Here is a 23019-nt window from a genome sequence, read left to right as displayed (position 1 = left end):
CGCTACTTCGCGCTCAACGGCACCGACCACCGCAGCCACGACGAGCAGAACGCCGCCAGGGGACGTCCGGGCGTCGAGATCGAGGGGGCCCGACGAGGCATCGGCCCGACAGAAAGCTGTCCTACTCGAACTCGACTACTCCGAAGCCGGGTTCGGTAACGTTACGAGATCTACAAGAGCGAATCCGGTCGCGACATCCTGGCCTCGAGGGCCGAGCCGTGCTCAGGGAACTGGCTGCGCCGCACCGGGTGACAGTCAAAGCAGTGCCCTCGGCCCGTCGGCGTCGAGGGCCGAGATGCGTTCCCGTACGGCGGTGACGAACGCGTCGTCGTCCGCGAGATCCCGCGCACCCAGTACGGCGAGCAGCCCGCGCACCGGGCTGTCGCCGGACCCTGTCCATGCCGCACGGATGCGGTCGGCGGCAGGGTCGTCCAGCTGCTGGTCCCGGGTGTGGCGCATCCACGCCGCGAGGGCACCGGTGAGGACTGTCGAGGGCATTCCCGCGATCTGGATCTCGCGCAGCGGGGTGAGCCACCGTTCGGGGATCTTCTGCGAGCTGTCCGTGGCGATCTGCCGCAGGAGGTGCCGCATGGCGGGGTTGGAGAAGCGCAGGACGAGTCCGTCGACGTACCCCTCGACATCGAGGCCGGCCGGCAGGCTGCAGGCGACCTCGGCGGCGTAGGCGCGCAGGACCGGCTCGCCCCACGGGGCAGCCATCGCATCGGCGACGCTCTTCCGGCCGTCCGCGATGCCCAGGCAACTCAGCAGCGTGTGTGCACCGTTGAGCAGGCGCAGTTTCATCACCTGATAAGGGGCGACGTCGGGAACGAAGAGTGCGCCCGTGTCCTCCCAGCGGGGCCGGTCGGCGGCGAACGTGTCCTGCAGCACCCACTGGGTGAACGGTTCGCCGATGACCGCGCCCTCGTCGCGGAGACCGAGGACGGCGCCTGCGGCGTCGCGGTCGGCCGTGGTCGTGGCGGGGACGATGCGGTCGACGACCGTGGAGGGGAAGGCGACCGCATCCGCCATCCACGTCAGGAGCGCGTCGCGGTCCACCCAGCCGGAGGCATCGATGTACTCGCCGACCAGCCGGGCGACGACGGTGCCGTTGTCGGCCATGTTGTCGCAGGGCACCACCGACAGCGGCGCGCCGGATGCGATCCGACGGGCACGCAGACCCCGCGCCAGCTGTGCGACCACGGTGGCCGGGACCGGGGCCCCCGCCAGGTCGGCGGCGACCAGGGGGTCACCGGTGTCGAGGCTCCCGTCGGCGGCCCGCCGGTAGCCCTTCTCGGTGACCGTGGTCGTCACGATCGTCACGTCCGGCGAGGCGAGCAGCTCGCGCAGCCGGGCCGCGTCGTCCGCGGCGTGCCGGATCTCCGTGACCTGCCCGATCACTCGGGTGCGGGGGCCTTCCGGGGTGCGCAGGGTCAGCGAGTACAGCCCGTCCTGCGGGGCGAGTTGCTCGACGACGGAGCGGCCGCGCTGCGAGAAGCCGGCGATGCCCCATCCGCCGCCGTGCAGCGCCTCCGCCTGCTCGGTGTGAACGGCCTGATGGGCCCGGTGGAAGGCGCCGAGCCCCAGGTGGACGATCCGGGTGCGCAGTGCCCGCGGGTCGACGAGCGGTCCGGTTCCGGCGGGCAGGCCGCCGAGCGTCGCGTACGAGAGCCTGGTCACCAGTCGTGCACCGATCCGTCCGAGCGGCGGCCCACCGGCAGGTACTTGGGGTCGTACGGGAAGCGGGCCGCTGCCTCCTCGTCCAGCTCGACACCGAGGCCGGGGGAGGCGGAGGGGTGCAGGGCGCCGTCGCGGAGCTCGTAGGTGGGGCGGAACACCTCGTGGGTGACGGGGCTGTGCTCCATGTACTCCTGGATGCCGAAGTTGGGGACCGTCACGTCGAGGTGGACCGCGGCGGACATGCTGACCGGCGACAGGTCGGTCGCGCCGTGCGAGCCGGTACGGACCTGGTACAGCTCGGCGAGGTTGAAGATCCGCCGCAGATGGGTGATGCCCCCGGCGTGGGCGACGGAGCAGCGGATGTAGTCGATGAGGCGCTCGGTGATGAGCTGCTGGCAGTCCCAGATCGAGTTGAACACCTCTCCGACGGCGATCGGTGTCGTCGTGGCCTGCCTGATCTGCCGGAAGCTCTCCTGGAGTTCGGCGGGGGACGGGTCCTCCATCCAGAACAGTCGCAGGTCCTCCAGGCGTGCGCCGAGCCGGCCGGCCTCGGTGGGGGTGAGGCGGTGGTGGACGTCGTGCAGCAGATGGAAGCCGAAGCCGAACTTGTCCCGGATCTCACCGAGATAGCGGGGGGCGAAGTCCAGGTACCGTTCGGTGTCCCAGAGCTGCTCCTCGGGAAGGGCCGCTGCGGCCGGCTCGTAGACGGCGCCCTTGCGGACTCCGTACGTGCCCGCCACACCAGGCACCGCGGCCTGGGCGCGGATCGCGCGGTAGCCGTCCTCCCTGAACCGGGCCACGTCCTCGATGAGTTCACCGACCGTGGCGCCGCTCGCGTGGCCGTAGACCAGGGCGCCCTCGCGGGCCTTGCCGCCCAGCAGGTCGTACACGGGCATGCCGGCGACCTTGCCCTTGATGTCCCAGAGCGCGGTGTCGACGGCGGAGATCGCCGTCATGGTGACCGGGCCGCGACGCCAGTAGGCACCCTTGTAGAGGTACTGCCACATGTCCTCGATGCGGTCGGCGTCACGGCCGATGAGCAGCGGTACGAGGTGGTCGTTCAGGTACGACGCGACGGCGAGTTCACGGCCGTTGAGAGTGGCGTCGCCGAGGCCGGTCACACCGTCGGAGGTGGTCAGCTTGAGGGTGACGAAATTGCGGCCCGGCGAGGTGATGATGACCTTCGCCTGGGTGATGGTGGCCATTGGTGCAGCCCTTCAGGGAGCGGGGTGATGGATCAGTTGCGGGCGAGGGACTCGGCGCGCGGGGCGGCGGTCTCGGCGCCCGGGGCTGCGGTCTCCCCCCGGCCCCAGTCGGCGTACTCGATGCCGCCGCGCTTGCCGGGTGCCGTCTCCGGCATGAAGAGCAGGGCCACGATGCTGACCGAGATGAGCGCGGCCACGTAGAGCGCGACCCAGGTGTAGGAGCCGTCGCCGGCGATCAGCAGGGCGGTGGCTACGACGGTGAACGGGCCGCTGGCGATCATCGAGCCGAACTGCCAGACCACGGAGACGCCGCTGTAGCGGGCGCGGGCCGGGAACAGCTCGGGGAAGTAGGACGCCTGCGGCGCGTAGGTTCCGGCGTGGCCGAGCGCGAGGCCGGCGATCAGCAGGAGCACGACGAGGACCATGCTGCCGCTCTCGATCGCCTTGAACGCGGGGACGACGAGCACCAGGTTGAGGACAGCGGCGGCCAGGTACACCGGGCGGCGGCCGACCTTGTCGGTGAGCCTGCCGATCAGCGGGATCGCGACCAGCTCGCAGGCGATGGCGATCATCACGGCGTTGAGGACCATGCTGTCGTCGATGCCGTGCTCCTTGGCGTAACTGACCAGGAAGACGGTGTAGAAGGGGAAGACCGCGGCCTCGACGAACTTGGTGAACAGACCGCCGAACACCTCCCGCTTGTGGTCGCGGGCGAGCAGCTTCAGCGGAGCGACCTGGTGCGCCTGCGTCTCCTTGGCAGCCTTGAAGGTCTCCGACTCGTTGACGCGCATGCGCACGAACAGGCCGATGAGGACGACGAACGCGCTCAGCAGGAAGGGTATGCGCCATCCCCAGGAGACGAACGCCTCCTCCGAGAGCAACGACGTGAGCAGGGCGAACAGCCCGGTCGGGATCAGGTAGGCGGCCGGCGAACCGAGCTGCACGAAGCTGGCGAGCAGGCCGCGCCTGCCCGGTGGTGCCGCCTCCGCGGTGAGCAGGACGGCGCCGCCCTGCTCACCGCCCACGCCGAATCCCTGGATCAGGCGGACCAGGACGAGGATGACGGCGGCCCAGATGCCTATCTGGTCGTAGGTCGGCATCAGGCCCACCGCGAATGTTCCGAGGCCGGTGAGGAGCAGGGTGAAGACGAGCGCCTTCTTGCGACCGACACGGTCACCGATGTGGCCCCACACCAGGCCGCCCAGCGGGCGCGCGAAGAAGCCGACGGCATACGTCGAGAACGCGGCCAGGGTGCCCACCGCGGGATCCACCTCGGGGAAGAACACCTTGTTGAAGACCAGCGCCGACGCGGTGCCGTAGATGAAGAAGTCGTAGTACTCGGCGATGGTGCCGACCACGGAAGCGCCTACGGTCCGGCGCAGCTCCTTGGGTGAAGCCTCGCCGGGGGTGGCCCCGGTGGGGGTGGTCCCCTTGGGGGTGTGCTCGCTCATCTGCCTGCCTCCTTGCAGGTAAAAGATCACGTGGCCGATCGCATGAAGGACCACACAATCTAGATTGCGTCGGCTACCATACAAGTACTTCAGGCAACGTCAAGAGGGGGAAGAGCAACGATGGTCTTGTCCACAGGACTGCATGCCGCCCGAGCGCGGGGACGCAATACCCGGCAACTGGTGCACGAGCTCCTGCGCACGCGGATCGTGCTCCTGGAGATCCTGCCGGGCGCGGCCCTCTCGGAGAACGACCTGGCCGTCGAGCTCGGCGTCAGCCGCACCCCCGTACGGGAAAGCCTGATCCTCCTCGCGGAGGAAGGGCTGGTCGACGTGTATCCCCAGCTCGGCACGTTCGTGGCGCGGATCAGGGAGCGGGACATCGCCTCCGCCCAGTTCGTCCGCGAGGCCCTGGAGCTGGCCGCGCTGCGGGACTCCGTGACACGTGCCGGTGCGCGGGACGTGCTGGAACTGCGCGCACTGCTCGCCGCGCAGTCCGACGCGGAACAGCAATCCGACCCGGAGGCCTTCTTCAAGCTCGACGAGGAGTTCCACGCCCGCCTCATGGCTGTCGGCGGACACCCCGAGGTGTGGTCCGTCGTCAGCCACGCGAAGGCGCACCTCGACCGGGCACGCCGCCTTTCGCTGCCGCTCGAGGACCAGCTGCCGCTCCTCATCCGGCAGCACACCGACGTCGTCGACGCGCTGGAGCGCCGGGACGTCGACGGTGCGGACGCAGCGCTGCGGGGACACCTGCGGCAGGTCTTCGCCGATGTCGACACGATCCGCACGAGACACCCCGACCTCTTCGGCGACACCGACGAACCGCCGCGCCCGCGCCGCGAGCCGCGCCGACGCGCGGGGGGCTGACGACCGTCCGCGGCACGCGCTGCGGCACCGGAGCGAGGCAGTCGGACGAGCCGAGTGGACGGTGTACCGGGAGCGCCTGGAGACTCCCGGGCTCTTCGTGCTGCTGGGCGGCGAGCGCTCGGCCGGAATCGCGGTGCCGCTGATGCGGCCGCACTCCACCGGTGTCGGGTCCACGATTTGGCCAGTGGTGGCCTTCCATCGTCGTAGCGGTTGTAGGTGGCTCGCAGCCGGCGCGGGGACCGTACTCGGCGCCATGCTTTGCCCTTGCGGGGCTGGAGGCCGAGCGGGCCGGACTCATCGACGCAGACTTCTCGGCCGTCCGCGGGCGGAGCATCATAGAGCTCCAGCACGCGGTGCGTCTTGGCTATGAAGTGCGGGTCGTTGGAGGACTTCCAGGCGGTGGTGGTCTGCCAGGAGACTCTGGGGTCTCCGGGTAGGCGGCGAGGTAGCCGGGGTGGCTGGGCGGATTCGCCGATCCCGCGAGCGCGGCGCGGCACTCGCCGAGCGACTCCACCAGGTGATCCAGCTTTTCCCTGAGGGCCGTCTCGTGGGTGTCCGCGTAGTCCTGGGCGATCAGGGTGAGGAAGTGTCCGGCGTAGTGGCCGCGCAGATTGCCGTCGGCGGTCTCCCAGCCGCCGGGTGGCTGGGCACTGCGGGTGTCGAGACCGGCGTTGGCACGGAAGACGGCCAGGATGCGGTCGGCGGGATAGGCGCGTGCTCGCGTCACCCTGAACGACGTGGCACGGCTCGCGGGCGTGTCTCCCGCTACGGCGTCCAAGGCCCTCAACGGGCGCAGTCAGGTCCGCGCCGAGACGCGCGAGCGGGTGCGCCTGGCCGCCGAACGGCTCGCGTTCCGCCCGCAGGGTGCCGCGCGTCCGGCGATGCCCCGCCCGCCCGGCGGTCCCACCGGCACCGTCGGACTGCTCACCGGCGACCTGGAGGGCCGCTTCTCGCTGCCCATCCTGATGGGCGCCGAGGACGCCTTCGGCGCCGGCGAGGTCGCCGTCTTCCTCTGCGACGCCCGCGGCGACACCATCCGCGAACGGCACCATGTGCGCGCCCTGCTCGACCGCCGCGTCGACGGTCTCATCGTGGTCGGCGCCAGTACGGATCCACGCCCGTCGCTCGGCCGCGACCTGCCCGTCCCCGTCATCTACGCCTACGCGCCCTCGCGTGACGCCGCCGACCTGTCGGTCGTCCCTGACAACGTGGACGCCGGCAGGATGGCCGCCCACCACCTCATCGCGTGCGGCCGCACGCGGATCGCCCACCTCACCGGCGAGTCAGGCTACGCCGCCGCCCAAGACCGGGCCGCCGGCGCGGCCGAAGCCCTGGCCGAGGCCGGCCTCACCCCCTCGGTGACCCGCGCTACGGCGCCTGGACGGAGGATTGGGGCCGCGCCGCCACTGCCATGACCCTTCACCACCACCCCGATGTCGATGCCCTGATCTGCGGCAACGACCAGATCGCCCGCGGCGCCCTGGACATGCTGCGGGAGGCGGGCCGCCGCGTCCCGCACGACGTCGCGGTCATCGGCTTCGATGACTGGCACCCCCTCGCCACCGGCGCCTGCCCTCAGCTCACCAGCGTCGACATGCGCCTGAAGGAGCTGGGCCGCCGTGCAGCCCAGTCGCTGTCCGAGGCCATCGAGAGCCCCGGTGGAGCGGGGGCCGGCAGCCGGAACTCCGCGGCCGTCAGCCGCATCACCCTGCCCGTCCGCCTGGCGGTCCGCGCCTCCACGGCGCCCCTCTGACAGGTCGCGATACGTTCCGCGTGGCGCGTACGGACGGGCGCCGGCGAGGCAACTCTCACGGCGCTCCTTCGGCGAGGTGGAGTCGATCGTGGCCCGGCGGCTACCGAACCGGGACGCGCGATCGCGGTTCGACTCGAAGGCGTGCGGATTACGTGGCGGTGCAGGCGGATCTCGCCGGCGTTCACGTCGTGTTCGTCGGCTGCGGCCGACAGCGCCGGGAGGCGACCGGACGGACTGACGCCCTTGTCTTGCTGCCCGGGCAGGTCCGTCATGGCCTCGCCGTCATCGACGAGCATCACCGCGAGATCAGTGCAGATCCGCTGTGGCCCGTACATGGTGGCCGAAGCGCTCCCCATGGGCGCATTGTTCGGCAGGCAACCTTGCGGGCGGTGGCGGCGACTCGAGGGTGGAATCCCGTCCCCTACCCAGGGAGTCACCATGCGCAAGTGCCTTGCGCGTCTGGTCATCGTTCTCGCCGCCCTGGCCGTGTTCATCGCCACGCCCGGGACGTCGGCGTCCCCCGCGCAGGCCGCCGACGATTGGAACCCACCCGCGAACCTGGTGCAGCCGTTGGGCGAGGTGTGGAACCATGTCGAGTCGACCTACCCCGACCTCCATGGTTTCCGCAACTACGGCTGGGACCAGGTCATGGCCAACAAGGGAAGCATCAACTACTGCGTCCGATGGGAGTCCGACGCCCCGGTCGGTGCAGCCCTGCGCGACCGGGTCCACGCCGCGCTGAAGAAGCAGTTCGGTACATGGATGACGGCCATGGTGGAGAACGGCAAGGGCCATAACGCCTGGCCGTACACCACTGTGCCGGTCAACATCGTCGGCTGGGCGGTGAAGAACCGCTCGACACTCCAGTGGACGGACAACTCCGTCGACATCTACGCCGGAAACCTCGACGACGGCGGCGCCCCGCAGTGCGCGCCGGACTGCGGCCGCTTCTTCCACCAGGACGGCAACTATTCACGCTGCCCGGGCGGCGCGGCCCGCCACTACGACCAGTCTCTGTGGCTGACAAAGGGATTTCAGGGCGGTGCCGGCGGTGACTGGGGACAGCGCGTGGGACAGGAATACTTCACCGGCGCGCTGAATCAGGAAAACATCCACATCTACCAGCACGAAGTCGGCCACACCTTCGGCCTCGACGACTTCTACGACTGGACACCGACCGGCCAGTGCTGCTTCCTCATGAACGCGGGCTCTGCCACGCAGATCACAGAGTTCGACAAGTGGATGTTCCGAGATTTCTGGCGCCATCTGAAGAGCCGCTACGGCTACTGACGATCACCCCGGGCGGCCGCGGTTGACCGGGGCATCCGCGGCCCCCGACCCCAAGCGGCCCGTCGGGTCGACGACGCCGACAGCCCGAGGCCCTGCCCGCAACAACCGAGTTGCAGCGGGTGAACGGAGCGCGGTGCAGCATGGCCCGGCCGCGCTGGTGGCGGTCGTCGCGGTAGGTGAAGTGGAGGGGGCGTCGGCGCTGTCTGCTGATCTTGTGCCTGATGACTGTGGGAACGTATAGCCCCGCTGTTGCCGGTTCGTCCGCCTCGGCGGCACCGGTACCCGGTTGCCTGCCGATGACCGTGGTGCTCTGCGGGGCATCGTGTACGTGTTGCGCAAGGGTGTGACCCGGCGGGATGTTCCCGCGGAGATGGTGGGCTGCAGTGGGGTGACGGCCTGGCGGCGTCTGCGGGACTGGACCGAGGCCGGTGTGTGGCCCCGCCTGCATGAGGTTCTCCTGGCGGAACTGCGTAAAGAGGGCCTGCTGGAGATGGACGACGCCGCGATCGACGGCTCGCACGTCAGGGCCCTTGCAGGCGAGTGGGAGGAGTCCGAGGTGGAGGTCGGCGCGTATCTCGTAACGGATGCGAAGTCGTTCGAACTGGTGGAGCCAGGCGAATGTACGCTCGACGACCCACCGTGCCTTGCCCAGTCCCGAGCCGTGTGGGGTGCCGCGGCAGGCGACCACCACGACTCCGGTCCTCATTCTGAAACGATCAGTGAGGACCGCCGGGTCGAGCAGGTCCCGCCAGGCGATGACGGAGAAGTCGGCCGGCCGGCTCGCGCGACGGCCGGCCCGGCGCTCAGAAGTCCACCGGCTCGCGGATGAGCGGGCAGGTCATGCAGTGCCCGCCGCCCCGGCCGCGGCCCAGCTCCCCACCGACGATGGTGATGACCTCGACTCCCGCCGCGCGCAGCAGATCGTTGGTCTGGGTGTTGCGGTCGTAGGTGAACACGACCCCTGGTTCGAGGGCGACGGCGTTGTTGCCGCTGTCCCACTGCTGGCGCTCGGAGGCGTACACGTCGCCGCCCGTCCCGATCACCCGCAGGGCGGGCAGACCCAGGCTCCTGGCGACGACGTCGGTGAACGGACGCGATCCCTCGTCGATGACCTCGACGCCGGGTGAACGGTCGCTCGGGCGGAGGGAGAAGGTGTGGACGGCGTCCATGATCTTCGGATAGACCGTGACGATGTCGCGGTCGGCGAAGGTGAAGACGGTGTCCAGGTGCATGGCCGCCCTCAGCTTCGGCATGGCGGCCACCACGACGTGTTCCGCGGCCCCATGGCTGAACAGGGAGGCTGCGACCTGGGTGATGGCCTGTCGTGAGGTGCGTTCGCTCATTCCCATGAGGACGACACCGTTGCCCACCGGCATGATGTCACCGCCCTCGAAAGTGGCCCGGCCCCAGTCGGCCTCCGGATCGCCCCACCAGACCTTGGCGTCGGAGAAGTCCGGATGGAAACGGTAGACCGCCTTCATCAGCAGCGTCTCGTCGTGACGCGCGGGCCAGTACAGGGGGTTGAGCGTCACCCCTCCGTACAGCCAGCAGGTGGTGTCGCGCGTGTAGAGCGTGTTCGGCAGCGGCGGCATCAGGTACTCGCGCGCCCCGGCCGACTCGCGGGCGAGTGCGAGATAGCCGGACCGGTACGCGTCGGGCAGGTCCGCGGTGGCCATGCCGCCGATCAGATACTCCGCAAGCCCGTGCGGCTCCAGTGACTCCAGAAAGGCACGGGTCGGATCGACGAGCCCCGGGCCGACCTCGTTGGGGGTGATCTTGCGGTCGAGCAGCCACGCCTTGGCGGCGGAGTCCGTGAGTGTCGCTGCCAGCAGGTCGTGAAGCTCCACCACCTCGACGCCGGCCTGCTGGAGCTTGCCGACGAAGTCGGCGTGGTCACGCTGTGCGTTGTCCACCCACATCACGTCGTCGAAGAGCAGGTCGTCGGCGTTGCTCGGGGTGAGCCGGCGGTGCGCGAGGCCAGGCGCGCAGACCAGCACCTTGCGCAGCTTGCCGACTTCGGAATGGACGCCGTGCGCGAGGCCGGGGTCCACGGCGGATGCGTTCGTCATGTGGGCTGCCTTTCGGTCGGGGGCCACTGCGCCCGCTCGTGGAGGGGCCGGGCAGGTGCGGGCGGAACGGGTGGGACCTTCAGAGGCTGATCCAGCCGGAGGCCAGTGCGGCCACGCCGATCACGGCCCCGGCGACCGAGAGCACGCAGATGACGAGCTCGGCGGGGGAGAAGACCCGGCGGCCCTGCTCCCTGCGGGCCATCGCGAACAGGATCGTGGCGGGGGCGTAGACGATGAAGGAGACCAGGACGAATTTCAGCCCGGCCGCGAACAGGAGGAAGGCGGTGTAGACCGTCGCCACGATGCTCACGGCGAGGTAGCGCCCCTGGCTCCGGCCCCTGGTCAGCTCGTCCGGGCGCACCATGATCTTGACGGCGAACGCCGCGGCGAGGAGGAAGGGGATCAGGGACAGGGCACTGGTCAGATCGAGGGCGAAGTTGAACGCGTCGTCCGAGAAGAGGGTGATGACCAGGACGACCTGGGACAGCAGGGTCGTCATCAGCAGCGCCGGCACAGGCACGTCGGCGGAGTTGGAGCGCCGCAGGAAGCGCGGCATGTCGTCGTCCTTGGCGGCGACGAAGAGGACTTCGGCGGCCATCAGGGTCCAGGCGAGATAGGCGCCGAGCACGGACACGATCAGGCCCACGCTCACGAAGACCTGCCCCCAGGTCCCGACCGCCTCCTCCAGGACCGCCGCCATGGACGGCTGGCGGAGCTCGGCGATGTCGGCCATCGGCATGATGCCGTACGACACGATGGTGACGGACGCGAAAACGGCGAAGACGCTGAGGAACCCCAGGACGGTGGCTCTCCCGATGTCCTCCCGGCGCTTCGCGTGGCGCGAGTAGACGCTGGCGCCTTCCACCCCTAGGAAGACGAACACCGTGGCCAGCATGGTGCCGCGCACCTGGTTGAACAGGGAGCCCGCGTAGTCCGCTCCGCGGAAGTTGTCGGCGAAGACCTTCGCGTCGAAGAAGAACAGGGCGAGGATGACGAAGACGATGATCGGGACCACCTTGGCCACGGTCACCACCCTGTTGATGGCCGCGGCCTCCTTCACACCCCGGCGGATGAGGAGGTAGAAGGCCCACAGGCCGGCCGTGGACACGATGACGGCCAGTACGGTGTCGCCGTCGCCCAGGGCCGGCCAGACGGCTCCGATCGTCGACGTGATCAGCACCCAGTACGTCACGTTGCCGACGCAGGCGCTGGCCCAGTAGCCGAAGGCGGAGAAGAAGCCGAGGTACTCGCCGAATCCCGCCTTCGCGTAGGCGTAGACACCGGCGTCGAGATCGGGCCGGCGTACGGCCAGTGTCTGGAAGACGAACGCGAGCATCAGCATGCCCGTGCCGGCGATCGTCCAGGCGATCAGTGCCCCGGCGACACCCGTCTCCTGCGCGAAGCGTGACGGGAGGGAGAACACCCCGGCGCCCACCATCGAGCCCACCACCATGGTGGTGAGCGTGAGCAGCGTCATCTTCACCGCGGTGGTGGGTCCTTCGGGGACGTCGGTCCCGGTTCGGGAGCTGGTCATCCTGTCCCCTCATCTGATGCAGATACGAGGGAACTTTAACGGCAAACAGTACCTAAAGCCCGATAAGGTGCATGGCTGACGGCGGGTCGGGTGGTGCGGCCGGGGCGGGCCGGCGCTCTCGCGGTACAGCGTCGCTGACGGCCTGTCAGTCGATGGCGGTGGCCGGCCCGGCCTTCGGCTGTGCCACGGCAGCGCCATGACCGGCAGCGCGGTGCCAGGCCGGTTCGCGCAGCAGCCGGAGACCGTTCAGGCCCACGATGACGGTGGAGCCCTCGTGCCCCAGGACGCCCAGCGGGAGCGGCAGATGGCCGACGAGATCCCAGACGACCAGGCCCGAGATGAACACACCGGCGACGACCAGATTCTGCACGACCAGTCGGCGGGTCGCCCGGGACAGGGCCACCACCGTGGGCACGGTCGTCAGCTCGTCACGGATGATGACGGCGTCCGCGGTCTCCAGTGCGAGGTCGGAGCCCGCGCGCCCCATCGCGATCCCGATGTGCGCGGCGGCCAGCGCCGGCGCGTCGTTGACACCGTCGCCCACGACCAGCACTTTGCGCCCGGCCCGTTCCAACTCGCGGACGGCCGCCGCCTTGTCCTGGGGGAGGAGCCCCGCCCGGACATCGGTGATGCCGGCCTCGGCGGCCAGTCGTGCGGCGGAGCGCGGATGGTCGCCGGTCAGCAGTACCGGGGAGATGTCGGTCAGTCGGGCCAGAGCGGCGACCGTCGCGGAGGCGTCGCTCCGGATGCGGTCGGCGATCCCGAGCAACCCGACCGGCAGGCCGTCACGGAGGACGAGCACCGCCGTGCATCCCGTCTCCTCCAGGGCGGCGGCCTCGGGTACCGCGGAGTCGCGCAGGAGACGGGCGGGGGAGCCGACCGCGATCCGGTATCCGCCGACATCGGCCGCGACGCCGGTTCCCGGTGCCGAGGTGAAGTCCGAGGCGACGGGCAGGGGCAGTCGTCGCTCCTGGGCGGCGTTCACGACGGCACGGGCCAGCGGGTGCTCGCTGGGGTGTTCGGCAGCGGCGGCCAGGGCCAGCAGTGAGTCCGCGGTCAGCCCGGACCCGGGCAGCGGGTGGACGCCGGTGACGCGCGGGGTGCCCTCAGTGAGGGTGCCGGTCTTGTCCAGGGCCACCGCGTCGGCCTGCCCGAGGCGCTCCATGACGACGGCGGACTTGACCAGGACGCCGTGGCGCCCCGCGTTGGCCATCGCGGAGAGCAGGGGCGGCATGGTCGCCAGGACCACGGCGCAGGGGGAGGCCACGATCATGAACGTCATGGCGCGCAGCAGACTGCCCGTCACGTCATCACTGAAGGCGAGGGGCACGAGGAAGACGGCCAGGGTGGCGGCCACCATGCCGAGCGAGTAGCGCTGCTCGACCTTCTCGATGAACAGCTGGGTGGGCGCCTTCGTCCGGGACGCCTCCTCGGTCATCGCCACGATCCGGGCGATCACGGATTCGGAGGCGTCCCGCTCGACGGCGACCTTCAGTGTGCCCGTGCCGTTCAGCGTTCCGGCGAACACCTCGTCCCCGGGCTCCTTCGCCGTGGGCAGCGGCTCACCGGTGATGGTGGCCTGGTCGACCTCGCTCGCCCCGTCGAGGACCCGCCCGTCGGCACCGACGCGCTCTCCCGGCCGGATCCGGATGACGTCGCCGACCACGAGCTCCGCCGTGGCGACGCTGTCCTCGCCACCGTCGGCGGTGATGCGGGAGGCGGTGGCCGGAGCCAGATCCAGGAGCCCGCGGACCGCGTCCTGGGTGCGCGCGGTGGCCAGTGCCTCCAGTGCGCCGGAGGTCGCGAAGATGACGATGAGCAGGGCCCCGTCCATCACCTGTCCGATCGAGGCGGCTCCGAGCGCGGCCACGATCATCAGCAGGTCCACGTCCAGGACCTTCTCGCGGAGCTCCCGCAGTCCCGACAGGGCCGGCTCCCACCCGCCTGCGGCGTACACCAGGGCGTACAGCGGGCCCCAGGTCCATACCGGGGCGCCGGTGAGCTCCAGGGGGAGTGCGAGCAGGAAGAGCACCAGAGCCGCACCCGCCCAGCGGGCCTCGGTCAGCGCGAGGACGCGCGTGCGACGCCGGGGAACCGCGCCGGCGCGGGCTGCGCCGGCCCGTGAGGGGCGCGGGAGGACATCAGCGGGCATGACGGAACGACCCCTCATGGGTGGCGGGACGAGACGCCCTCACCGTACAGGAATATATGAACAGGTCTTCATGTGTCATCCGTAGAATGGGCGGCATGGGTCACGGACGCGACGAGCAGACGACCGCCACCACCCGCGAGCGCCTGGACGCCGTAGGGGCGGCGGGTGTCGCCGCGACCCTCCAGGCGCTGGCCACTCCCTCCCGGTTGCGCATCCTGGCGCGCCTCCAGGAAGGTCCCTGCGCCGTCGGTGATCTCGCCGAAGCGGTGGAGATGGAACCTTCCGCCTGCTCCCACCAGCTCCGTCTCCTGCGGAACCTCGGACTGGTCGCGGGGGAGCGCCAGGGGCGCTCCATCGTGTACGCCCTGTACGACCATCACGTCGCCGAACTCCTCGACCAGGCCCTCTACCACGTGGAACATCTGCGCCTCGGGCTCCGTGACGCGCCCGCCGAGATCGCCGCCGCGTCGTCGCGCCGCTGACCGCGAGACGGCTCCGCGGTGCTGAGCGTGCGGCCGCGTCGCGGTGCCGGCCGTGCGGTGGTGGGAATCCCGGCGTGCCGAGTGCGTTGAACCATGCGTGAGCTCTTCCATCGCATCGACCCGGTTCTCCTTCCTCGACCGCTCCCGCACCCGCGAGGGGTACGACGACCCGCAGGCGCTGCGGGACACCGTCACGCTGGCGGGCACCGCGGAGGCCCTCGGCTACCACCGCTTCTGGGTGTCCGAGCACCACGGCGTGCCGGGCGTGGCCGGTTCGGCACCGACGGTGCTGGCCGCCGCCGTGGCCGCCGCGACCTCGGCCATCAGGGTGGGAACCGGTGGCGTGATGCTCCCGAACCATCAGCCCCTCGTCGTGGCCGAGCAGTTCGGGGTGCTCGCCTCGCTCTTCCCCGGCCGGATCGACATGGGGCTGGGGCGCTCCGTCGGCTTCACCGACGGGATCCGCAGAGCGCTCGGCCGGGACAAGGAGGACGCCGGCGCGTTCGCGGCGCAGCTGGACGAGCTCCTCGGATGGCTGGACGGCAGTCAGCAGGCCCACCCCCAGGTTCACGCCCGGCCCGCCGAGGGGCTGCGCATCCCTCCGTACGTCCTGGCCACCGGTGAGGGTGCCGCCATCGCCGCGGCTGCCGGTCTGCCCCTCGTCGTCGGCGACCTTCGCGGCCGCGACAAGCTGGTGAGGGCGGTCGAGGACTACCGCACCGGCTTCCGCCCTTCCGCGTGGGCCCTGAAGCCCTATGTGATCGTGGCAGGCACCGTCGCGGTCGCCGGCACCGAGGAGGAGGCGCGACGGCTGCTGGTCCCCGAGGCCTGGTCCATGGCGTACTCCCGCACCCGCGGAACCTTCCCGCCGCTGGCGCCGGCCGAGCGGATCGAGGCGCTGGCCATGACGGAGAAGGAGCGGGGCCTGTTCGAGAACGGACTGCGCGGACACCTGGCGGGCACCGAGGAGACCGTGGCCGCCGGGCTGGAGCTGGTGATCAAGGAGACCGGCGCGGACGAGGTGCTGGTCACCACGAGCACGTACGACCGTGAGGCGCTGGTGGACTCCATGCGGCGGCTCGCACGGATCGCGGGCCTGGGATGAGGTCAGCCGCCGGCGGGGTGGCCGAACAAGAGGTCGTACCCCGGGGGCAGTTGCAGCAGTACGCGCTGGAGCAGTTCCTCACCGGCCGCATCGGCCACCACACTGAGCACGGCACCCGTGTCCCAGGCCGCCGTCTGCTCGTTGGCGCCCTCGATCCAGGCGGAGACCGCCCGTACGAACCGCTCGGAGCTGAGCGGTTCGGCGGCCTGCAGCGGGTTCAGGAGAATGAGCGCGAACGTCTCAGGCAGCCGGGCGGCCAGCTCGTTACGCTCCTCGCCGACCAGATGCGCCCCCAGCAGGGCCAGCACCACGCGGGACGTCCGCTCCGCCTCCAGGCCCGATGGATAATCGCCGCGTTCCTGGACGGCTTCCAGGAACGGCTGCCACCTCATGTACGTCACCGGTTCCCCTTCGCGGAGCGCGGGCGGAGAGCGGGGCGGGGGAGGGGAAGCCCGTGCCCCGCCCTCCGCGTATCCACCGCATGTCACCTCAATTCCGGTCTTAACATGTGATCCCGGTGGCGGCAAGCGGAGCCCGGACCCGCAGCCGCGCGAGCCGCGACACCGACTACTCCATGGGGTAGATGTCCCCGCTCGCCATGCCGCTGACCTGCACGCTCTGGGATTCGAGCCGGTGCGCCTCGTCCTGGAGGCGCCGGCGCTCCGCGGGATCGGTGGCCTGCTCGGCGGCCTTCTCGAGATCCTCGGCCCGGCCGCGCATCTGCTGGAGACGGCCGCGTACGTCCTCTGACTCGCTCATGATCACTCCCTGGCACTGGGCGGAGCGGACTCCTCCACCGAACCAGGCACCCGGGGGTGCGCGCATCTCAGCGGGTGTGCCGGAAGCGCGGAGTGACCGTGCGTGCGGTGCGCTACTCGAACCGGGAGACGTCCCCGGCTCCCCGGCGTACGACCTCCAGCTCGCCCCCGGAGAAGTCGATGACGGTGGTCGGCTCGGTGCCGCAGTCGCCGGAGTCGAGCACGATGTCCACGACGTGGTCGAGACGCTCCTTGATCTCCCAGCCCTGCGTCAGCGGCTCCTCCTCGTCCGGCAGGAGCAGCGTGCTGGAGAGTAGCGGCTCACCGAGCTCGGCCAGGAGTGCCTGCGTGACCGTGTGATCCGGGATCCGGACGCCGACGGTCTTCTTCTTGGGGTGCAGCAACTGCCGCGGCACCTCTTTGGTGGCGGGAAGGATGAAGGTGTAACTCCCGGGCGTCGCCGCCTTGATCGCGCGGAACACGTCGTTGTCGACCTGGACGAACTGGCCGAGCTGCGCGAAGTTCTGGCACACCAGGGTGAAGTGATGGCGGTCGTCGAGGTTCCGGATGGACCGGATGCGGTCGATCCCGTCGCGGCTGCCCAACTGGCAGCCCAGGGCGTAACAGGAATCGGTCGGATATGCGACGAGGGCGCCGGACCGGATGCTCTCGGCCACGTTGGTGATGGTGCGGCGCTGGGGGTTCTCGGGGTGCACGTCGAAGTACTTGGCCATCCGGCGAGTCTAAGGCCTCCGGGCATACACGTTCCGCTTACGGCGTGCGGGGCGCAGGAGTCGAGCGGATCCGCGCCCGGACCGGCCGGCCGGGGCGCGCACACGCGTACGCGGCCGAGCGCCGGTCCGTCCTCGCGGGCGCCCTGCGCCGACCCCGGCCGGGTCCGGTCACGGACCGGGCCCGCTCCGCCCAGGACGTGGGACCGCTGTTCCGCCCCTGGACAGCGCCGCGCCCCCGGCGCCCCGTCGAAGGGGTGCCAGGGGCGCGGAGCGGCTCGCCGGCTGTCAGGCTCCGGAGGCGTCCAGCATGGCCGCACGCTCGACGACCTTGACGCGCTCACGGCCCTGTTCGGCGCCGAGCGCCTGCTCGTGGGCGTCCAGGCGGTGCCAGCCCTCCTTGGTGGTGTACCGGACACCGCGCTGCTCCAGGAAGTCGACGATCGCGTCGGGCCCCGGCTGCGTGGGGACGGGCAGCCGCCCGGCGGCGTGGTCCTCCAGCAGGCAGGCCACGGTCTCGTTGGCGTCACCCTTGGTGTGCCCGATCAGGCCGATCGGACCGCGCTTGATCCACCCGGTGACGTACACCGAGGGCATCGGCTCGTCGCCTGCCAGTACGCGTCCGGCCGCGTGCGGAACGGTGCCGGAGACCACGTCGAAGGGAAGCTTCGCGAGCTCCTCCGAGTAGTAGCCGACCGCGCGGTAGACGCTCTGCACGTCCCAGTCCGTGTGACGGCCCGTGCCCTTCACGTTGCCCGTGCCGTCCAGCTCCGTGCGCTCGGTGCGCAGCGCGACGACGCGGCCGTCCTCGCCGACGACCTCGACCGGGGACTCGAAGAAGTGCAGGAACAGCTTGTGGGGGCGGTCGCCCACGTCCCGGATCGCCCAGTTCTCCAGCGTGGAGGCGACCATGTTGGCCTGCTTGTTCTCCCGCCGGGTGGCGATCGAACCCTCGTCGTAGTCGATGTCCTCGGGGTTGACGATGACCTCGATGTTCGGCGAGTGGTCCAGCTCGCGCAGCTCCATCGGGCTGAACTTCGCCTGGGCCGGCCCGCGACGTCCGAAGACGTGCACCTCGAGCGCCTTGTTCGCCTTGAGCCCGTCGTAGACGTTCGCGGGGATCTCGGTCGGGAGCAGCTCGTCCGCCGTCTTCGCGAGGATGCGCGCGACGTCCAGGGCCACGTTGCCGACACCGAGCACGGCGACCTTCTCGGCCTCCAGCGGCCAGGTGCGCGGGACCTCGGGGTGCCCGTCGTACCAGGCGACGAAGTCGGCGGCACCGTAGGAGCCCTCGAGCTCGATCCCGGGTATGTCGAGGGCGCGGTCGGCGTCGGCGCCGGTGGAGAAGATCACGGCGTCGTAGAAGGAGCGCAGGTCGTCCAGGCCGATGTCGTTGGGGTAGTCGACGTTGCCGAACAGCCGCAGCTGCGGCTTGTCCAGGACCTGGTGCAGCGCCTTGACGATGCCCTTGATCCGCGGGTGGTCCGGAGCCACTCCGTACCGGATCAGGCCGAAGGGCGCGGGCATGCGCTCGAACAGGTCGATCGATACGCCCGGCTCCTGGGCGGCCTCGGACTTGAGAAGCGCGTCCGCTGCGTAGATTCCGGCAGGACCGGCTCCGACGATGGCGACGCGGACGGGGCGTGTCATGGAGTGATGTTCCTTAGGGCGGGCGAGCACGGGCAGAGTGCAGCGGGGTAAGGCTTGGCTTACTCCGCTGCCCCCACGGTACGGCCTGCCCCCGGAAGCCCCTGGATCGGGGCGAGTGCATATTTCGGAAATAAAGGGACGTATCAACATCAAGCGACCCGGATTCTGTGAGCGGATTCCTCCTCCGCCGTCTCACGGGGTTCCAGAGAATGAGACGGCAGCCGACGGGCAGGCTGTACGCCGGTGTCCCTGCGCGCCGCCGGTCCATGGCGGCGCCATGATGGGCACACGACCGCAGCACTCCGACGAGAGGACACGTGTCATGCCGATCGAGGGCGAATACGAGCCGAGCCCGACGACGTGGGTCCGTGAGCAGGTCGAGCTCATCGAGAGCTCCGGCGGAACCCAGGGGACCACCTTGCGCGGCAGGCCCGTCATCCTCCTGACCACGCTCGGCACCAAGAGCGGCAAGCTCCGCAAGACCCCGCTCATGCGGGTCGAGCACGATGGGGAGTACGCCGTGGTCGCCTCCCTGGGCGGCGCCCCCAAGCACCCCGTCTGGTACTACAACGTGCAGGCCCACCCCGAGGTGGAGCTGCGGGACGGGACCGTGAAGCAGGACATGGTCGCCCGCGAGGTCACGGGGGAGGAGAAGGCCCTGTGGTGGGGCCGCGCCGTCGAGGCGTTCCCCGACTACGCCGACTACCAGACCAAGACCGACCGGGAGATCCCGGTGTTCGTCCTCTCCCCGGCAGGGAAGAGCTGAGGCTCCGGCCGGCGAGCTGACCAGCCGGGTCCGGAGGGCACACCGGGCGGGCTGATGCCGGGGCGGGCCCGCCGGAAGGCGGAGGGCGTGGTCCGGCCCGCGGTCGGCGTCGGGAACCCGCCGCCCGGGGGCCGGCCCGCCCCGGCATCGTCGGATTCGGCGGGCTGGGCAACCTCGTCCACGCCGGCATGAACACCTGCTTCAAGGCCCAGGTGCTCACCACCTCCGCCCACTGGCCCGGCCCCGACGGCATCTGGAACCGGCTTGGCGAACACCTCTTCCTCACCGTCGTCTGCCTGCTGATCAGCTGTGCCCTCGTCCTGTTCTCGATCCCCCCGCTCCTTAGCACCTGCAGAACGCCGACTACCTCGTCCCCGTCCTGAACCGCGCCCGGGCGGGCAGCGCTGGGGTGCGTGACGCCCTGGGGAAGCTCAGCACCGCGCTGACGACGGCCGACCTGGCCCGGATGAACGAACAGGTCGACAGCTGGCGCGGGCTTCCCGAGGACGTCGCCCGGACCTTTCCGGAGTCCCGGAAGCTGATTCCGAAGAGCTGAGCACGGGCAGTACCGCGGGGCGAGGGCTGTGGCGTGCGTTCCGGGGAGACGTCCTCGGCATGACCGAGCTGGAGAAGCCGCCCGCGCCGGCAGCGCGAGGCGGCTGCTGGTTCCGCGAGGGCGGTCTGGAATTCCACCTGGGCGTGGCGGACGACTTCCGTCCGAGCGGGAAGGCGCATCCGGGCATCCTGGTGAGCGCGTTGGACGTGCCGGCCAGGAAGTTGCGCGACCACGGGGTGGGCGGCATCCAGGACGACGGCATCCCCGGTACCACCGCTTCTGCGCGCTCGACGATCTGGGCAACCGGCTCGAGTTCCTGGAGCGTGCCCCCGGTCCGGCCGGTTCCCATGTACGCGGAACCCGGGTCCGAAGCAGGCCTGACCGTCACCAGCGGGTCCGCACCGGAGACGGTCCGCGCCGCCGTCAGGCCGGTACCTCCGCAGGCTGTTCCGGGAGTTCCTCCGGTGCCCAGCCGGGCGCATCGCCGTGCAGCGCGCCGTAGTACGGATCGCCGGGTCCGATCTCGCCCGCCCGTACGGTGCCCCCGGTGAAGGCAGCCTTGTAGAGCGCGGCGACCAGCTCCAGGCTCTTCCGGCCGTCTGCGCCGCTGCTCCGCGGCCTGCGCCCGGCCCGCAGGTCCTCCAGGAGTCCCTCGAGCTGCGCCTCGTGCGAGCTCGGCACATCGGGCCCGAAGTCCCGCCAGACGTCCGCCACTTCGGAGGTGACTCCGGGAGCGGGTGTGATCCGCCAGTCCGCGTTGCGGTGTCCGTACAGATGGGTGAGTTCGACCGTCGCGCGTTCGCAGTCGATCCGGATCCTGCTGACCTCGTCCGGGCTGAGCACGCTGTTCACCACGGTGGCCACCGCACCGTTCTCGAAGCGGACGAGCGCGGTGGAGACATCCTCCGTCTCCACGTCGTGCACGAGCCGCCCCGCCATCGCGCGGATCTCCGCCCACGGGCCCAGCAGATCGAGCAGCAGATCCATCTGGTGGATGCCGTGCCCCATCGTGGGCCCGCCGCCCTCGCTGCTCCAGCGGCCCCGCCAGGGAACGGCGTAGTACGCCTCGTCCCGGTACCAGGTCGTCTGGCAGTGAGCCACCAGCGGCCGCCCCATGGTCTGACCGGCGAGCAGCTCCCGGACGTGCCGGGCGCCCGAGCCGAAGCGGTGCTGGAACACGATCGCCGCGTACGGACCGTCACCGCCGGCGCCCTCCGCCGCCTCCATCGCGTCGAAGTCCTCCAGCGACGGGCATGGGGGCTTCTCGCACCACACCCATGCCCCGGCACGCAGCGCCGCCACCGTCTGGTCGCGGTGGAACCGGGGCGGGGTGGCGAGCGTGACCAGGTCCGGGCGCTGCTCGGCCAGCATCCGGTCGAGGTCGGTGTACGGGTGGGCGATCCCCGCCTCACCGCAGAACGCCTCGACCGAGGCCGGGTCGACATCGACCGCGGCGACGATCTCCAGCGGCTGGCCGGCGGCGAGCGCGGTCAGCGCGGGCAGATGACTGCCCCGCGCGATCGCGCCCGTGCCGACGATCGCGACCCGCACCGGCTTCCGGTGCGAAGGATTGCTGGTCGTGACAAACACCCCTTCAGGCGGAGAGAGGCGCTCACCCGGCAGTAAGCGCTTTCCACCCGGGAACCTAGGCTCCGCACACGGGGCGGGTCAAGAGGTGCGGGCCGCGTGCCTCCGTCAGGCCTTCAGCAGCCGCGGGAGCCGCGTGAGCTGTACGGCGTGCTGGAACGGGCCGCCGCCCTCGTGGTCGTTGAAGTCGTACACCTCGATCTCCTTCGTGGCGTGCGCGTACGCGTTGAACGCGGCGAACACCGTGGACGGCGGGCAGGTCAGGTCCTCCATGGCCGCGGAGAACAGTGCGGGTGCCCGCCCACGTGCGGCGAAGTGGACCCCGTCGAAATAGGCGAGGGTCCTGGCGGTCTGCTCGGCCCGGCCCCGGTGCGTCTTGAGGTAGTCGCCGATCTCGCGGTAGGGCTTGCGGTCGGTCATCCGGGTCGCCCGGGGGAAGTCGCAGAGGAACGGCACGTCGGGCGCGACGGCCGCCAGGTCCGGCACCAGCCCGCCGACGGCGAGCGCGAGGCCGCCGCCCTGGCTCGCGCCGATCGCCGCGGTGCGGGACGCGTCGGCCAGCGGATGCGAGCGGGCCGCCTCCACCGCGCGTACGGCGTCCGTGATCACCCTGCGGTAGTAGTACGTGGCCGGGTCCTCGATGCCCTGGGTCATGAACCCGGGCAGGGACGGGCCGGAGCCCACCGGGTCGGCGGTGTCGCCGGGGGCCCAGCCGCTGCCCTGGCCCCGGGTGTCCATCACGAAGTGGGCCATGCCGGCCGAGGCCCACAGCAGGTGGGTGTGGGGGAGGCTCCGTCCCCCGCCGTACCCGATGAACTCCACGACCAGGGGAAGGGGTTCGGTGGTCCCGGCCGGTATGACGAACCATCCCTTGACGGGGTGGCCGCCGAAGCCGGCGAACGTGACGTCGTACACGTCGACCGTGACGAGGCCTAGACCGGTGCGCAGCTCGAAGCGGGCGTCCAGATCGTGGGTTCTCGCCTCGTCGAGCGTGGCCGACCAGAACGCGTCGAAGTCCTCGGGCTCCACCGACCGGCTGCGGTAGGCGTGCAGTTCATCGAGAGGGAGATCGAACAGGGCCATGCGGGACCGCCTCATGTCGTGAGGGTGAATGAATGGTCACACCGTACGACGGTCGGCCCGAACGTCAACAAGCTCTCGAATGGTGGGAAAAGGCGTTGCCCGTCCTGCGGGACCGCGTCCCCACCGAACGCGAGGTCAACGAGGCTCTGCTCACGGTGCACGAGGACTGCTCGGTTTTGCGCCGCTACCTCGTGGTGGCCTGCCTGCTCGAGCGGCCCGGCGACGGCAGCAGCTACCGCCGGGGACGGTAGTCGGCGGGCCCCTTTCCGCGTATGCGGAACGCGGCCGGGCGGGCGCACGGCG

18 protein-coding genes and 7 pseudogenes are annotated in these 23019 nt (G+C 70.6%); 11 read left to right on the top strand and 14 right to left on the bottom strand.

The annotated features are described in order from the left end of the window. Window positions 1–255: 255 nt before the first annotated feature. Genes ACIBCU_RS22195 through ACIBCU_RS22185 form a run of 3 tightly spaced genes read right to left on the bottom strand, consistent with a single transcriptional unit; the run spans window position 256 to window position 4333 of the window. The gene (locus tag ACIBCU_RS22195; RefSeq protein WP_362930263.1) at window positions 256–1677 is read right to left on the bottom strand and encodes a mannitol dehydrogenase family protein; all 1422 of its coding nucleotides are present in this window, start codon (window positions 1675–1677) and stop codon (window positions 256–258) included. Next, window positions 1674–2882 (bottom strand): D-mannonate dehydratase ManD, encoded by a 1209-nt coding sequence (gene manD, locus ACIBCU_RS22190; RefSeq protein ID WP_399233299.1) that lies wholly within the window; start codon window positions 2880–2882, stop codon window positions 1674–1676. The genes ACIBCU_RS22195 and manD overlap by 4 nt, the downstream gene beginning before the upstream one ends. Before the next feature lie 32 nt (window positions 2883–2914). Continuing rightward, complete coding sequence (locus ACIBCU_RS22185) at window positions 2915–4333, bottom strand: MFS transporter (RefSeq protein WP_399233297.1); 1419 nt, start codon at window positions 4331–4333, stop codon at window positions 2915–2917. A gap of 180 nt (window positions 4334–4513) precedes the next feature. Here ACIBCU_RS22185 and ACIBCU_RS22180 point away from each other — a divergent pair, with 180 nt between their 5' ends. After that, window positions 4514–5200 carry a GntR family transcriptional regulator gene (locus ACIBCU_RS22180; RefSeq protein ID WP_362930269.1) on the top strand — a complete coding sequence of 229 codons (687 nt, stop codon included), beginning with the start codon at window positions 4514–4516 and terminating at the stop codon, window positions 5198–5200. A 364-nt stretch (window positions 5201–5564) separates the two neighbouring features. Here ACIBCU_RS22180 and ACIBCU_RS22175 read toward each other — a convergent pair whose 3' ends face one another. Next, entirely contained in the window at window positions 5565–5927 is a 363-nt protein-coding gene (locus ACIBCU_RS22175; protein ID WP_399233295.1) for a beta-L-arabinofuranosidase domain-containing protein, read from the bottom strand. A 1-nt stretch (window position 5928) separates the two neighbouring features. Here ACIBCU_RS22175 and ACIBCU_RS22170 point away from each other — a divergent pair. The 3 genes and pseudogenes from ACIBCU_RS22170 to ACIBCU_RS22160 form a co-directional block, all read left to right on the top strand. Next, window positions 5929–6953 (top strand): annotated as a pseudogene (locus ACIBCU_RS22170) (LacI family DNA-binding transcriptional regulator). Between the two features lie 438 nt (window positions 6954–7391). Continuing rightward, on the top strand, window positions 7392–8243 hold the full coding sequence (locus tag ACIBCU_RS22165) for a hypothetical protein (protein ID WP_362930277.1): 852 nt from the start codon (window positions 7392–7394) through the stop codon (window positions 8241–8243). A gap of 199 nt (window positions 8244–8442) precedes the next feature. Then, a pseudogene (locus ACIBCU_RS22160) lies at window positions 8443–8775 on the top strand (transposase); the annotation flags it as partial. Here ACIBCU_RS22160 and ACIBCU_RS22155 read toward each other — a convergent pair. The 4 genes and pseudogenes from ACIBCU_RS22155 to ACIBCU_RS22140 form a co-directional block, all read right to left on the bottom strand. Then, a pseudogene (locus ACIBCU_RS22155) lies at window positions 8776–8931 on the bottom strand (transposase); the annotation flags it as partial. Window positions 8932–9046: 115 nt separating this feature from the next. After that, complete coding sequence (locus ACIBCU_RS22150) at window positions 9047–10312, bottom strand: arginine deiminase (RefSeq protein WP_362930279.1); 1266 nt, start codon at window positions 10310–10312, stop codon at window positions 9047–9049. Window positions 10313–10391: 79 nt separating this feature from the next. Further along, window positions 10392–11846 (bottom strand): basic amino acid/polyamine antiporter, encoded by a 1455-nt coding sequence (locus ACIBCU_RS22145; RefSeq protein ID WP_399233291.1) that lies wholly within the window; start codon window positions 11844–11846, stop codon window positions 10392–10394. A 145-nt stretch (window positions 11847–11991) separates the two neighbouring features. Next, a complete protein-coding gene (locus tag ACIBCU_RS22140; RefSeq protein WP_399233290.1) occupies window positions 11992–13998 on the bottom strand; it encodes a heavy metal translocating P-type ATPase in 2007 nt (668 codons plus the stop codon). Window positions 13999–14093: 95 nt separating this feature from the next. On the opposite strand from ACIBCU_RS22140, the gene ACIBCU_RS22135 reads away from it, so the two are divergent. Together ACIBCU_RS22135 and ACIBCU_RS22130 are read left to right on the top strand one after the other, a co-directional pair. Next, window positions 14094–14480 carry a metalloregulator ArsR/SmtB family transcription factor gene (locus ACIBCU_RS22135; RefSeq protein ID WP_362930285.1) on the top strand — a complete coding sequence of 129 codons (387 nt, stop codon included), beginning with the start codon at window positions 14094–14096 and terminating at the stop codon, window positions 14478–14480. A 97-nt stretch (window positions 14481–14577) separates the two neighbouring features. Next, window positions 14578–15585, top strand: coding sequence for an MsnO8 family LLM class oxidoreductase (locus tag ACIBCU_RS22130; protein ID WP_399233287.1), 1008 nt, complete (start codon window positions 14578–14580; stop codon window positions 15583–15585). Between the two features lie 2 nt (window positions 15586–15587). On the opposite strand, the gene ACIBCU_RS22125 is transcribed toward ACIBCU_RS22130, so the two are convergent. The 4 genes from ACIBCU_RS22125 to ACIBCU_RS22110 all read right to left on the bottom strand — a co-directional run bounded on the left by ACIBCU_RS22125 (window position 15588) and on the right by ACIBCU_RS22110 (window position 18724). Then, window positions 15588–15977: a DUF2267 domain-containing protein gene (locus tag ACIBCU_RS22125; protein ID WP_399233896.1), complete on the bottom strand. Its 390-nt coding sequence runs from the start codon at window positions 15975–15977 to the stop codon at window positions 15588–15590. 175 nt (window positions 15978–16152) lie between these two features. Beyond that, window positions 16153–16344 (bottom strand): DUF6381 family protein, encoded by a 192-nt coding sequence (locus tag ACIBCU_RS22120; protein WP_104791486.1) that lies wholly within the window; start codon window positions 16342–16344, stop codon window positions 16153–16155. A 112-nt stretch (window positions 16345–16456) separates the two neighbouring features. Beyond that, entirely contained in the window at window positions 16457–17077 is a 621-nt protein-coding gene (locus tag ACIBCU_RS22115; protein ID WP_362930291.1) for an L-threonylcarbamoyladenylate synthase, read from the bottom strand. A gap of 285 nt (window positions 17078–17362) precedes the next feature. Then, window positions 17363–18724 (bottom strand): FAD-dependent oxidoreductase, encoded by a 1362-nt coding sequence (locus ACIBCU_RS22110; RefSeq protein WP_399233284.1) that lies wholly within the window; start codon window positions 18722–18724, stop codon window positions 17363–17365. Window positions 18725–19046: 322 nt separating this feature from the next. Between ACIBCU_RS22110 and ACIBCU_RS22105 the strand changes: the two genes are divergently transcribed. From ACIBCU_RS22105 to ACIBCU_RS22090, 4 genes and pseudogenes are all read left to right on the top strand, one after another. Next, window positions 19047–19490 (top strand): nitroreductase family deazaflavin-dependent oxidoreductase, encoded by a 444-nt coding sequence (locus tag ACIBCU_RS22105; protein ID WP_362930295.1) that lies wholly within the window; start codon window positions 19047–19049, stop codon window positions 19488–19490. A 146-nt stretch (window positions 19491–19636) separates the two neighbouring features. Beyond that, a pseudogene (locus ACIBCU_RS22100) lies at window positions 19637–19717 on the top strand (ABC transporter permease); the annotation flags it as partial. Beyond that, a pseudogene (locus ACIBCU_RS22095) lies at window positions 19703–19813 on the top strand (ABC transporter permease); the annotation flags it as partial. The pseudogenes ACIBCU_RS22100 and ACIBCU_RS22095, both read left to right, overlap by 15 nt. Window positions 19814–19836: 23 nt before the next feature. Then, window positions 19837–20046, top strand: a pseudogene (locus ACIBCU_RS22090) (glycine betaine ABC transporter substrate-binding protein); the annotation flags it as partial. A gap of 423 nt (window positions 20047–20469) precedes the next feature. On the opposite strand, the gene ACIBCU_RS22085 reads toward ACIBCU_RS22090, so the two are convergent. Together ACIBCU_RS22085 and ACIBCU_RS22080 are read right to left on the bottom strand one after the other, a co-directional pair. Further along, complete coding sequence (locus ACIBCU_RS22085) at window positions 20470–21636, bottom strand: Gfo/Idh/MocA family oxidoreductase (RefSeq protein WP_362930297.1); 1167 nt, start codon at window positions 21634–21636, stop codon at window positions 20470–20472. 105 nt (window positions 21637–21741) lie between these two features. After that, window positions 21742–22716 (bottom strand): acetylxylan esterase, encoded by a 975-nt coding sequence (locus ACIBCU_RS22080; protein WP_362930372.1) that lies wholly within the window; start codon window positions 22714–22716, stop codon window positions 21742–21744. Window positions 22717–22823: 107 nt separating this feature from the next. Here ACIBCU_RS22080 and ACIBCU_RS22075 point away from each other — a divergent pair. Further along, window positions 22824–22967, top strand: a pseudogene (locus tag ACIBCU_RS22075) (DUF2087 domain-containing protein); the annotation flags it as partial. Window positions 22968–23019 lie beyond the last annotated feature (52 nt).

This window comes from Streptomyces sp. NPDC051064 (assembly GCF_044455985.1).
Lineage (GTDB): Bacteria > Actinomycetota > Actinomycetes > Streptomycetales > Streptomycetaceae > Streptomyces.
This window is presented reverse-complemented; position numbering and strand designations above follow the sequence as displayed.